This is a genomic window from Methanobrevibacter millerae (assembly GCF_900103415.1).
Classification (GTDB): Archaea; Methanobacteriota; Methanobacteria; order Methanobacteriales; family Methanobacteriaceae; genus Methanocatella; species Methanocatella millerae.
Window position 1 is genome coordinate 37,112 of sequence record NZ_FMXB01000021.1, and the last position, 13,598, is coordinate 50,709.

Sequence of the window (13,598 nt, forward strand, 5' to 3'; positions counted from 1 at the left end):
TTCAACATCAACGGAGTATTCTACGAAAGATACACCAACGAAACAGGGCATGTTAAAATGAACATCAACCTAAACCCCGGAACATACATAATAACCGCAGACTACGAAGGATGTCAAGCATCAAATAAAATAACCGTACTCCCAACGTTAACGGCAAAGGATTTAACCAAAAAATACGGAACGAAAGAACCTTTCGAAGTAAAACTGGTTAACGGACAAGGCCAACCGCAAAAAGATGAAAAAATAACATTCAACATCAACGGAGTATTCTACGAAAGAACAACAAACGAAGAGGGAACAGCTAAACTAAACATTAACCTAATGCCGGGCAAATACATAATAACATCAACGCACAACGGGCTAAACATAGCAAACACAGTCACAGTCAAAGAATAAACCACTAAAAAACCATCACCACCAATTTAATTTTAAAAATAGTCAAAAAAAGTTAAACTATATAAACTATACTTTACATAAATACAAATGTCTTTTTAAAATCTTTTTAAAAGGATAACCACTTAAACGGAGGTGAAAATAATCAAGACAAAAAGCGTTATACTGTTATGTGTAATATTAACTTTAATGGTGTTTATAAGCCCAATTAATGCTGAAGATAATTCTACATTACTTGCAGCAAATATTACTGGTGATACAATCATTATAACTGAGGATAATATTCAAGACTACTTTGATGATACAAATACTCTAAATTCATCTTTTGAAAATAAAACATTGGAATTTCAAGGAGAATTTGATTATTTGGGTACTCTGAATATTAATGCAAAGAACACTACGATAGTTGGAAATTATAATACATTGTTTACGGATACGGTATTTTTAATTGATGCTGACGATGTTACGATAACAAACGTGACATTTAATCTGACTGGCGCTTATGAAGATAATGACTACAGCGGAATCTGCATTAATGGAAATAACGCAACCATTTCAAATATAAATATGTATTATGTTGTACCGCGCGATGTTACTGCATACGGAATAAGTTCCTATGGCAAAAAGAACATCAAACTCATAAATAATACGATTTATTTCGAAGCACACAACAACAATGCCGGAACTGACTATGTTATTGAATTAAAAAGATGTCCTAATGCATTAATCGATAACAACACTATCGAAAGTAATTTCCCGCTTAGAAGCATAAATTTTGATACTGGCGGTGTTAATCATGTTGCTGGACTTTGCATTGAATATAGTGATAATTTTAAACTAACGAATAACAATATAATCGTTGATGTCAATAAAAGACCTATAAGTGCATATCCTACATTAGTTGCCATTAGAATTGTAAATTCAAATAATGGTATTGTCAAAGGTAATGACTTGTCTATGGAGGATTTTGTAACAAGCCTCGGTTCTGCAAATTATCTTTACGGAATCGACATACATCAGTTACGGAATCTGACCATTGATTCTAATAATATATCCATTATGACAATTGGAGGCACATTGGCTGCAGGTACAGCTTATGGAATCCAGTTAGAAGGTCCTTTGGATGGAGTGGATATAACTAGAAATGACATCTATTCTATTTCAAACGGTCCGAATTTAGGAATTTACTCCCAGAATGCTTATGGAGAAACTACACTTACTATTGATGACAATGACATTAACATTACAGGTCTTGCCGGTAAACATGAATGGGCGTTAGTTGCAGGAATTGAAGTTCAGGACTCAAATGATAAAATTACAAACAACAGGATTTCAGTTCATAGTGTGGGTACAGTAGATGAAGGAGATAATCTTTACGGTATAAGTTACAGGCAAAAAACCGATGGTGAGCATACTTTTGACATTGAAAACAATATTGTATTCAGCGAAGGTTTTTACTCAGTTTATCTGTTATCTTCCGTGGATTCAACCATTAAAAACAATCTCCTTGTTACTTCAAGAGAAGATGCTCCGGATAAAACCCTTGACGGTTATAAGGAAGGTCCTCAGGAACATAAGAGAGATACATTCTACAACAATACCGTTTTAAATGAGTATACATACTGGTCTAAAATTTTAAATACAATTGATGGTGGAGAAAACACAACATATGTGCCTCCGGAAAACGTCAATAACCGTACAAATACTGTTGACGGTAAATATGTGGAGCCTGAAAGTGGAAATCCGACATACAATACAAATCCTATGAATAAAGGAGACGGAACCAAACCGGTTAAGCCAAGTAACATTGATCCGGATAAAAATACTCCCGGAGCAAAGGGAAGCGGCGATGGCGAAGGAATGAATGATTTCACAAACTCAACCACCAATGGCGGAGTTGATGATTATACAAATTCAACGTCAAAAGCCGAGCTAGATGACTACACAAATTCCACAAAGAACAGCAAGGTTGATGATCACACTAAGAATAATGCCAAATCTGAAAACGTTGATAAAACAGACAAAGAGGTTAAAGACAACTGGGAGGATTATACCAATCATGAAACAAACAATGATGATGAATGGCAGGATTATACAAAAGACCAAATGAACTCCCAAAAGCAAAGTGCCAATGGTACTTATGTCGATAAAAGCGACAAACCTTTAGATAATGGAGTTAGCTTGCCTGATTCAAAAGTTCCTAGTAATATGACTTCAAATACTCAAGGTGGAGACGTAATTACTAATTCAAACAACGGTGAACTCATCAGTACGAACAGCAGTACTCCAAGTATCACCGGAGAAGAATCAGCAAAAAGTAAAGATAAAACAAGCCAATCTTCAGATTCAGATTCAAGCAGCCCTTCAGCTGCCGGTGCCGTAAGCCCATCTAATGCATATGAAATAACAAAAAGTATTACAGATCATCCTCAGACTAGTAATATCTTAATTCCAATATTGCTTGGATTGATTGTTCTTGCATTATTAATTTTTGGGTACAGAAGAAAATACAATGATGAAGAATATTAGTCAATTTTGACTAATACTTTTACTTTTTTTTAAATCACATTTACGATTAATTAAAATTAATGATTAATCAAAAAACCATTGAAATATAATATCTATTTTTCATTTAATTAATTGGATTATCTAAAAATGATGATTTTAATTGATAAATATACCATGAGACTACTTACTTGATTCAGCCCGTGTCAAAACAAAACCCGCAAGGATAACGCAAACAATTATAATCACGTAAACAATCATTTCAAAGGGTTCGGAACTTCCAAACAGTTTAATAATACCTAAAACCCAGATAACTATCAAAAATATCGGCAGGAGATATTTAATAATGAATTTCCAAACTTTTCCAACTTTTAAAAATCCTTCCTCATTCAAAACAGGAACTAAATGATCCAAACCATAGAACCATGCAAATATTATGCACTGAACGCCAATTAAAAGAAGAATTCCGAATTCGTTGATAAAGGAATCGGTGATGCGCACCAGATAGCTGCTGATTTCTGTAGTCAAAAGGAAAGAAAAAATACAGCCAATTACACACAGAATAGTTGCGGTTTTCTTACGGGACATCCCGAATTTTTCGCTGGTCGAATTAAGCATAGGCTCGAAAAATCCGAGTGCTGAAGTGATTCCAGCAAACAAAATTGCCAAAAACAAAAGAGGAGCAATTACCCGACCCAAAGGACCCATTACGTTAAAGATTTTTGGAAATACAATAAAAATCAGGCCAGTTCCTTCGGTAATCAGGCTATCCATGGACATCCCAGAATTAACGGACATGAATCCAAGAATTGAAAATACGCCGAAAGCGGTAAATATTTCAAACGCTGAGTTTGACGCAACAACAATCAGCACGTTATCAGTCAGACGGGACTTTTCAGGAAGATAGCTTGCATAAGTAAGCGCAATGGCCTGGCCCAGACTCAGCGAGAAAATAATCTGTGCAAAGGCGGCAAGCCAAATGTTTACATCTAAAAGCGTGCTCCAGTTGGGAGTCAGAAGGGTTGAAATACCTAATCCCGCACCGGGAAGGGTAAGTGAATAAATAACTATAAATGCCATGATGGCAAAAAGAAGCGGAATGAGAATCTTTGAAACACGGCCGATACCCTTGTCAACGGACTGGCTTGAAATGAACCATAAAAGCACCCATAATACAAAAACACCGATTGCAGAGGGAACGAGAATGCTTCCTGCATCGGCCAGATTGTATGTTCCGCCGACTGTATTGGTAAAGTAAACACCGGTATCCGCTCCCCAGCCGAAATTCAGGCTCGTTACCAGATAAACAAAATCCCAGCTTAAGATAACCATATAATAGATTACAACACCGAAAACAAAAAGAACGAGAATCCATGCAATTATCTCAAACTTCGGATTGATTCTTTTCAAGATATTGGAAAATGAATCCTTAAAGGAAAAGCCGACACCGTACTCCAGTATCAGGAATGGGATTCCCATGATTGCTATGGCTACGAAATATGGGATGAAAAATGATCCTCCGCCGTTGGAGTACACCACATAGCTGAAACGCCAGATGTTACCCAATCCTACGGCCGAACCAATCATCGCAAAGAGAAAGGATAACCTTGAATCCCACTGTGCATGTTCACTCATGATTTAATATTAGACTATTCATATTTAAATAATTAAACTAAATGTTGTCAGCGGCATGTAAATTATATCATCTTCCTTTTTGATGAAAGGATTATTGTTTGATATGATAATTCCGTATTCACTGCCGCATTTTTATTCTACTGATAGAACAAATTAAAATTTCAAAAAAAATGTTTAACGGTTTTAAATTAAACATTTCCGGCCAATAATATATATTATAACCAATATATTATTTAAAATTGTCTGTTTTTATTAAAACAATTTTACTCGCCGACATTAAAAAAACAAAGTCATTATAATATTGCTTTGACTTTGTAAAAAATCAATAGCTTTATAATATTTCAAAAACAAGTAATATCAATGAAAGTTTTTGACAGATTCATACTTGGAGATACCCAAAACATTGACTGGTGCTTTGAAAATACCCATTTCAATGAGAGACTGGCTCAAAACGGAATCAAAAGGGAATATATCGTTGACTGCATAATGTATGAAGAGCCTCTGCGATATGAAAAAAGCGGAAACGACGAATACGAGGTAATCTATGAGGCGCCTGCAGGCAAGGATTATAAAGAGCTTAAATTGATATTTGCCTGTCACGGCAATACCATTGATCTGGTTACGATAATGCCGAATTTCCAGACCGCCACCAATCGCCAGAAAAAGAAATACCAGTCAGACAAGAGAAAGGATATTGAGAAAAAGCGCTTAAAGGCAATATCCAAAAGAAAGTGGTAAAATGGATTTGGCCAGCCAGATTTATAAAAGAAAGTCATGCAGGAAATATCTTGATGATGAAATAGATTTAACTGCAATTGAAGAGTTTTTAAGTAATGTAAATCCATTAATTGGTGATATTAATTATTCTTATGAAATATTTGCCAAAGATGAAGTTACACTAAGAACCCGATGGAACGCACCCTATTATCTGGCCATATATTCTGATAAGAAAGAGAATTATGGCATTAATGTAGGTTTTGTCTTCCAGCAGCTCAGCCTGTTCATGCAGAGCATCGGCATCGGAAGCTGCTGGGTTGGAATGGGTTCCGTTAAAGAGAAAACTCCAGATTTTGTCATATTAATGGCTTTCGGAAAATCCAATAACTTTGAAAGGGACATCACGCAGTTCAAAAGGAAAAAATTATCCGAAATAGCTGACGTTAATGATGAAAGGCTTGAACCTGCACGCTTAGCGCCGTCCGCCATTAACATGCAGCCATGGTACTTTAAACAAAGTAATGAAGGCTTTGACGTTTTCAAAATAAAGCATAACTTCGTTAAAAGAAAGATAGTGGCCCGCTGGAATGACATCGACATCGGAATAGCCCTTGCGCATTTATACGTTTCAAATCCCGATTCCTTCAAGTTTGAAATTAAAGACAAAAAAGACATTAAAGGATATTCTTATATCGGAAGTATAAAAATTTAAAAAAAAGCAAAAAAAACAAAGGATTTGATATCCTTTGCCAAATTAATTATTCCTCAACAGCTACGCCGTCATCTTCGCTGAAAAGCTGATTAAGCATCCAGTCAGCATCATATTCCATAATGTCATCATATCCCTGACCGACACCTAAAAACATGATTGGCTTTTTGATGACATAACCTATGGAGAGGGACGCTCCGCCCTTACTGTCCGCATCGGCCTTGGTCAATATTACACCATCAATGTCAATGGCTTCATTGAACTTGACGGCCTGCTGGGTTGCGTCATTACCCGTTAATGCATCACCGACAAAAATGACCAAATCAGGGTTTGCAACACGCTTGATTTTCTTCATTTCATCCATAAGGTTGGTATTGGTCTGCATTCTTCCTGCAGTATCTATCAATACCAGCTCTTTTCCCTGAGCCTTTGCGTGCTCAACGGCATCGAATGCGACTGCAGCCGGATCTGAACCTTTTTGGTGCTTAATGATTTTAACTCCGACATTGTCAGCATGATGGGTGACCTGCTCGATAGCTCCAGCACGGAAAGTGTCTGAAGCTGCAATGACAGGAGTGTAGCCCATTTTAAGATAGTAATTGGCCAGCTTGCCTATTGTTGTCGTTTTTCCGGTACCGTTAATGCCCACGAACATGACTACAAGAGGCTCTCCCTGGGCCTTTTTCTCTTCTATCATTTCAGTCATTGATTTTCCAGGAATGTCGATGATTTCGGCAACGGCGTTTCTTAAAGCGTTGTAAGTGTATTCGGTAATGTCGCTGCTTCTTTTTATTTTACGTCCGACCAGATCCTCTTTTACGGATTCCACGACTTCAGTGGCCACTTCCATTGCCACGTCGCCTTCCAAAAGACCCATTTCAAGTTCAAATAAAATGTCATCAACGTGCTTTTCGGAAATGGTCTTTTCACGGACAAATGAGAATAATCCGCCGGAGCCTTCATCAGAATCTTTTTCATCAGACTTGTCCTTATTCCTTGACCAGAAATGAGACTTCTTCTCTTCCTCTTCAGCTTCCTCTTCTTCATCATCATCTAAAGATTCTTCCTCATCGGACTTATCCTTACTTCTAGACCAGAAGCGGGACTTCTTCTCTTCAACAACCTCTTCTTCATCATCGTCATCATCTGAAGATTCCTCTTCCTCATCATCAGATTTATCCTTTCCTCTTGACCAGAAGCGGGACTTCTTCTCTTCAACAACCTCTTCTTCTTCCTCATCGTCATCATCTGAAGATTCCTCTTCCTCTTCGTCCTTATCCTTGCTCCTGGACCAGAAACTGGATTTTTTCTCTTCCTTGACTTCCCCTTCTTCTAAAGAATCATCAACGACTTCATCATCGGATGAATCCTCAATTTCCTCTTCAATGTCGTCATCATCAACGTCTTCATCTTCAGAAGTGTCATCCTTATTTCTTGACCAGAAGCGGGATTTCTTTTCTTCCTCTTCAGAATCATCAGATTCATCAGCTTTATCTTCCTCTTTTTTGCGACCGAATGAAAAGAATGAGCGTTTTTTACCTTCCTCTTCCTGAAGGTTGTCTTCCCCTTTTGCCTCTTCAATAATTTCTTCTTCCAGCTTATCGCTTGTACGTGACAATTTCTTTTTAAGTGATTCAAACAAAATTAACCCAACCTGATAATTTCATAAATAAAAAGTTTAATTATAAGTTAATATATTTTTCATCATATTTAAAAGAAAAATACACCAAAAAACGGAATGAAAAAACAATGCAGAATAATGAAAAATAGCTTCAATAAATTTAATGAAAATCAACAAAAATATAAAAATAAAAAAAGGAAAAATTAACTAAATTAATAGCTAATTTTAAATCATATAATTTGAATGTCCACATGTAGATTAAGAGGTTTTCAAAGTGTTGAAATCAATGAAATTGGTGACTCCCCACCTGAACATTATGACTCCTTTCGCACCTGCGTTCAAAGCCGCCTGCGCATCGCCGGTCAATTCAGATATCGGCAGATATGACAAATCGTCGTCTGATCTGTAGGCCTGAAGTCCTGACCAGATTTTAGCACCATTTGAATTGTCTACAAACCATTTTGTAGTGCTCTGAATCCATGCAGTGTTTCTCTCATAGTTTCCTTTATAAATCATCGGCAATATGGCGTCCAGATACTTGCTTATTGTAGGAATGTCCTGACCGTAATAGTAAATCATGCTGCTCGGTTCAGGCATTACCGCCGCTGAAACTATGCAGTTCGGATTTACCGCCTTGACTGCAGAGACAGTATTTTTCACCAGATAATTAATGGCAGCGGTTCCGCCGGAATACTTGTATGCGGTTCCAGGATATCTTAAATAGTCCAGATTAACTCCGGACACACCTTTCAGGCCCGCATAATACTTGGCGTCTGCAATGATGCTGTTTAAAAGGTCATAGTCATATGATCCGTCTGATTTTACAGGATTTAACCATTCGCCGTCATAGAAGCACTGCATCCATATGTGAACCTTGATTCCGTAGTCGTTTGCCTTTTTAATCCATGAAACGACATTGTTGGCGCCGTATGCTGAAACTGCTTTTTCATGAAGGAAGAGATTGTTTGTTCCCTTGGATGCCAGTTCAGCCAGATTTATATTAACCATATCCCTATATCTTACCCAATATCCGTAAGTGTATGGGGTTTTGGACGTGACAGCCACTTTTGTAAATCCTTTATAGACAGCATAATCATTGTCTCCTGCAAATGAAAGGCTTACATCATAGCTTCCGTCATTGAAATCGTTGAGGTCCAAATGCACGACCCCATCGCCGTCGGTTTTTTGATTGAAAGTCTTGGAGCCGACAGTAATTGAAACATCCCTATTAGCTAAGACCTTATCTGCCCTTAATTCAACGTTATAGGTTATGCCATAATTTTTATAAAACGTTGAAGCTGTTAAAACGGTCATTTTGGTTGCTATTCTTGGAGTGACCGTTAGCTGGCAGGACATCTGTGAATCTGAAAGTCCATCAGCACCCTTGAAATAGCAGTTAACGGTATAGGTGCCTGCACCCAGATTAATCGTCAGGCCGACCATTCCATCGCCGTCTGTTGTCTTGACGTATTGCTTGCCGTTGACTTCAATGATTACTTCCTCACCGAAAAGCCTGATTCCGTCCGCATCAAGTGCAATCTTTAACTGCTGGCGGTTTCCTTCCTTGACTGTTGTGGTCATTGGAGTTAATGTGGTTTTACCCTCAATTAAAACCAAAAGATCGCTGAATCCTCTTGAAAACTTATATCCGGTAGCATTATAGAAGAATATGAGATTATAATAATCTGACTTCACATCAACCTTTACGCTTGCAACGCCGTTTTCGTCACTTACAGCAGATAATACCTTGTATCCGAAGTCAAAGTAAACGGTCTGGTTTGTAAAAGGCTTTCCATTTTCATCAGACATCCTTACGCTGTAGGTGTCGTTTACAAAGAGTATTGCGTCTTCCCCTTCCAATGTTATCTTGATTCCACCATATGTCTCCACATGGGAACTTGCAGATGAAGCACCGTATCTTGAGTTTGATTCATGCTTGAAGCTTAATGTGTAGTTTCCTTCATCCAAGTCCAAAAAGAATCTGGCTACGCCCTCATCATCGGTTATGTCCGTGTATGTCTGGCCGTTAATTGTAAGACTAACGGTTTCGTCGTAGACTCCGTAACCGAGGGAGTTAATTAATGTTGCCTCAATCACGTCGTCATCGGTTGGGGTGAATACGTAATCCTCGGTTGTGAGTTTTGTATCGGAGAAAGCTTCAACTTTAATGTTGTTTGAGCATAATTCACCGGTTAAAAGGTTCTTTGCCGTTATGATATATTCTCCGGCATCCAGATTGATGTTGAGCTTTCCGTTTCCGAGGCTGTTTGACTTGCGGATGTACATTACCCCATTGATGTTGAACTCAACGTCGGTATTAGTTAACGGATTGCCTTCGAAATCCTTGAAAGTAACCCAGTACTGGTTGTTGTCCCTGTAGATTTTCCTTAAATCAGAGCCGTTGATTGTCGGAAGGACCTTAATGTTATTTGAATAGGCAAAGCCGTCATTAGGATTGTAAGCCGTTAATATGTAATCTCCGGAGTTTAAATTAATGTTCAGTTTGGCAACGCCGTTTTGATCCGTCGTTCTGGTATAAAAGACTCCGTTGATATTGAACGTTACGTCCTCATAATCCAGAAATTCACCTTCGTTGTCAAGGAAAGTGGCGTAATACTGCGTGCCGTTGCGATAATATTTGACAACGTCATCTCCACTTATTGTAGGCAGAACCTTGACGTTAACTGTTTTATTTGAGCTCAGGTACTTGTCCGTTCCCAAAAAGAATATGGTTGATGAATATTCTCCAGGTATCAGATTAATGGCTAAAGACGCCCTTCCCGCATCATTTGTCGTTCGGGTATAATTCTGGCCATTGATATTGATTGTCAAACTCTGATTTGCCAGTGAATCATTGCCTGAATCTGACAAGTCGACATTCAGACGATGCCCGTCATGATAATACATTGACACATCATCTGCATCCAGGTTTACTTCCTCCAAATCCGTGGAGTTTCCTTCAGCATATGCACATGATAAGCTTAAAAACAATAATAAGATCAAAGAAATTAAAAAGATTTTTCTAATTTTAACGCCTCCTAAATTAAGAACTCCTAATCGTTATTCTGTTGTTTATATTGTATTCGTCATAGGATGAAGTTACGCTATACTCGCCGTCAGGCAAATAAATGAGCAAATCAGCGATTCCGTCCTCACCGGTCACATTGGTAAATACAACGCCCTCAATGTTAAATGTTATCGTCTGATTGGCATAAGGATTACCGTTGCCGTCAATCAGAAGACATGCGAAATTGCTCTCGTTGGTGTAGCTTACCGTATCATTGGCAAATAATGTAGGAAGCACCGTTACGATGTTGGTATACATCAGCTGATTGTATTCGGCCGTAACGATATATTCGCCAGGCTGCAGCCTGATGTTTAGGTTAGCGTATCCTGATTCGTTGGTCATTCTGGTATAGAAAACACCGTTGATGTTGAATCTGACTTCCCCGTTAACAAGAGGATTTCCGGTATCGTCGAGAACCTTGATTGAATAGACTGAATCGTTTCTGTAGTATTTGGTCAAGTCATGACCGTCCTCAAGGATTGTGAGAACCTTAACGTTATTGGAGTACTGCTCGCCGTTAACGGGATTTATTGCTGTTAGAATGTATTCTCCAGGATTTAAATTGATGTTAAGCCTTGCGTTACCATTGCCGTCAGTAGTTCTTGTGTAGAAAACACCGTTGATGTTGAATGAAACATCAGAATTGGCCAGAGGATTTCCTGCAGTGTCAATGAAACGTGCATAATACTGAGTGCCATTCCTGTAATACTTGACAATGTCGTTTCCGGATATTGTTTTTAAAACCTTAACGTGAGCCACGGTTGAATCTGAACCGAAACGGCCATTATAGCTTGCAGTAATGTCATATTCGCCTGAATTCAAATTGATAGCAATTGAAGCTACCCCATCGCCGTTGGTTGTTCTGGTATAGCCTACGCCGTTGATGTTGATTACAACGTTTTCACCTGCTATAGGATTGTTGTCAGGATCCTTTAAAATCACGTTAAGCCTTTCAGGGCCTTTGTAATACTTTTCAAGGTTGTCTGCTGATAACTTGGCGCCGTACTTGTTGACGTTAAGCTCGAATTCATAAACGTAATTGTTGTTTAAGGAAGATGCCATAACGTATTTGCCGGACTTTACGGCCTTGATGTTGAGCGTAATGAAATTGTTCTGCTCACAGTCGTTGAGATACCAAGTTACGACACGTGGCCCGACGTCATATGTATAGGTTCCTTTGGATAATGTTGCTGAATTGAACTCGAATCCTTCAGGAACGGCAAAGCGGACAACAGGACTGGAATGGGCAACATAATTTACCTGATATTTAAGTTCGACGCTTTCACCGACCAGTGAATTGGCAACAGGACTCAATAGCTTGAAAATCTCAATGCTTGTTCCCGCAAAAGCGTGTGTTCCCATATAAATCTTATTAGGGGTTACCGGCAGGGAACTTCTTGAAAAGTACTTGCCGTAGAAATATATGTTATCCGCAAGGGATGCGGTTGACCTTCCGACTCCTGCTCCGTTATCGTTTGAAGCGTAACACTCAACGCCGAATGACACTCCGGTATCTGAAGATACGGGCTTGTAGTTATAGGTCATGACATTCCTTCTGTTGACCCCATATGAATCCGTGTAGACAAGCTTGATGGCCGCATCGACAGGATTCAGGCTGGAGTCATATGTTCCCTTTTTGGAATATGAATATATATTCGGACAAATGATATACTGGCCAGGATTCAAATTGGAAACGTGATACCTGTCAGTGAATACGACACCATAGGTTCCGTCAGGAGCCTTGATTACAAAATGGCCCAGGGAATATCTGGAAAGGATATTGTAGATTCTTGAAAGATAATCGTTTGAAATGACGTCCTTTACAACCATTTCAGAGGCTATGCTTTCAATCTGCCTGTATACGCTTCCGTCAGTAACTCCTCCGTTACCAATCAGCCATCCGTTTGAAGTCACGATTGCATGGGCAAAATAGCCTCCTGAAGTTTTATACTGCTTTAAGTATTCAATGTCTCCCCAGTTTCCGCTTTCAACAGTTATATCGGCAGCTTCGGTGGAATCACGCCTGAATGATATAACGCTTTCAGTAGCGCTCACCTGAAGAACGACAGAACTGCATTCGCTTAAATCAGCTAAATCGTCATCGGTAGCATCACCGACAAAATCCTTTAGAGATCCGTCAGCGTAGCGCTCTATTTCTCCTATTTCTATTTCAGGCACTTCATCAACCGTTTCATTGACTGAATCTTCAGCCGAAACGAATGAAATGCTGCTTAAAAAAATTATAAGGATAATAAAAATGAAAAATTTTGAATGAAGTTTAATTTCAAACACCTCATTATGAATATTTGTTAACATTTAATAAAAATATATTGCTGAAAAAATGAAAGTGAATAAATGACAAAATGCTTTTAATCTTTAATCTATGAAAAATTAATAATTATAGTTAGTTACCAAACTTTTGTTATAAATGTTTCGAGCCATTTGTCATAAACTTTCGTTCCAGAAATCGATTTATTGTAGGTTTTTATTGTTAATTCTTGTAAAAATTCTCTTGATTCTAGATAATAATGTTTAATTTCTCGTTTCATTTGTCTCCATATTTGTTCTATTGGATTTAGATGTGGGGAGTATGGTGGAAGGTATATTAATACAATATTAAGATGTAGTGCTATTTTTTTGATGAAAGCAGACTTGTGAACGCTGTAATTATCTAAGATTAAACATATCCTTTGTTCAGTTTGTATTTTTGTTATTATGTTTTCTTTTTCCAGTAGATTTAAGGTTATTTTTCTTCTTATTTCTCTTCTTTTTTTCACATTATTGATTGATTCTCGATTGCAGTGTTTTCCGATGATTCTAGCAATTGTTGAGGTCGTATCATCTTTATATTTTTCAATTGTTTTTATTATTTTTTCTGTGAAAACTTTGTTATTTTCATTGTTTTCCATTAAAATTTCGTCTATTTCTTCATCAGTTAAGTTAACTTCTTC

8 protein-coding genes and 1 pseudogene are annotated in these 13,598 nt (G+C 38.0%); 4 read left to right on the plus strand and 5 right to left on the minus strand.

Features of this window, described 5'->3' with window-relative positions:
- Together F3G70_RS10240 and F3G70_RS10245 are read left to right on the plus strand one after the other, a co-directional pair.
- A pseudogene (locus F3G70_RS10240) lies at window positions 1-396 on the plus strand (hypothetical protein); the annotation flags it as partial.
- A 186-nt stretch (window positions 397-582) separates the two neighbouring features.
- Complete coding sequence (locus F3G70_RS10245; protein ID WP_149732613.1) at window positions 583-2,922, plus strand: right-handed parallel beta-helix repeat-containing protein; 2,340 nt, start codon at window positions 583-585, stop codon at window positions 2,920-2,922.
- Between the two features lie 159 nt (window positions 2,923-3,081).
- Here F3G70_RS10245 and F3G70_RS10250 read toward each other — a convergent pair whose 3' ends face one another.
- Complete coding sequence (locus F3G70_RS10250; RefSeq protein WP_149732614.1) at window positions 3,082-4,533, minus strand: sodium-dependent transporter; 1,452 nt, start codon at window positions 4,531-4,533, stop codon at window positions 3,082-3,084.
- Between the two features lie 360 nt (window positions 4,534-4,893).
- On the opposite strand from F3G70_RS10250, the gene F3G70_RS10255 reads away from it, so the two are divergent.
- Both F3G70_RS10255 and F3G70_RS10260 read left to right on the plus strand, forming a co-directional pair.
- On the plus strand, window positions 4,894-5,271 hold the full coding sequence (locus tag F3G70_RS10255; RefSeq protein ID WP_149732615.1) for a DUF4258 domain-containing protein: 378 nt from the start codon (window positions 4,894-4,896) through the stop codon (window positions 5,269-5,271).
- A gap of 1 nt (window position 5,272) precedes the next feature.
- The gene (locus F3G70_RS10260; protein ID WP_149732616.1) at window positions 5,273-5,962 is read left to right on the plus strand and encodes a nitroreductase family protein; all 690 of its coding nucleotides are present in this window, start codon (window positions 5,273-5,275) and stop codon (window positions 5,960-5,962) included.
- A gap of 46 nt (window positions 5,963-6,008) precedes the next feature.
- On the opposite strand, the gene ftsY is transcribed toward F3G70_RS10260, so the two are convergent.
- The 4 genes from ftsY to F3G70_RS10280 form a co-directional block, all read right to left on the minus strand.
- Entirely contained in the window at window positions 6,009-7,601 is a 1,593-nt protein-coding gene (ftsY, locus tag F3G70_RS10265; RefSeq protein WP_149732617.1) for a signal recognition particle-docking protein FtsY, read from the minus strand.
- 237 nt (window positions 7,602-7,838) lie between these two features.
- A complete protein-coding gene (locus F3G70_RS10270) occupies window positions 7,839-10,571 on the minus strand; it encodes a hypothetical protein (RefSeq protein WP_149732618.1) in 2,733 nt (910 codons plus the stop codon).
- A gap of 52 nt (window positions 10,572-10,623) precedes the next feature.
- On the minus strand, window positions 10,624-12,939 hold the full coding sequence (locus tag F3G70_RS10275; protein WP_223166074.1) for an Ig-like domain-containing protein: 2,316 nt from the start codon (window positions 12,937-12,939) through the stop codon (window positions 10,624-10,626).
- 116 nt (window positions 12,940-13,055) lie between these two features.
- Window positions 13,056-13,598, minus strand: a 543-nt coding sequence (locus F3G70_RS10280; RefSeq protein WP_188118151.1) for a transposase, incomplete at its 5' end; no start/stop codon positions are given.

Coding starts and splice junctions, on each gene's coding strand:
- F3G70_RS10245 (WP_149732613.1), top strand. CDS start 583: ATGGTGTTTATAAGCCCAATTAATGCTGAAGATAATTCTACATTACTT.
- F3G70_RS10250 (WP_149732614.1), bottom strand. CDS start 4,533: ATGAGTGAACATGCACAGTGGGATTCAAGGTTATCCTTTCTCTTTGCG.
- F3G70_RS10255 (WP_149732615.1), top strand. CDS start 4,894: ATGAAAGTTTTTGACAGATTCATACTTGGAGATACCCAAAACATTGAC.
- F3G70_RS10260 (WP_149732616.1), top strand. CDS start 5,273: ATGGATTTGGCCAGCCAGATTTATAAAAGAAAGTCATGCAGGAAATAT.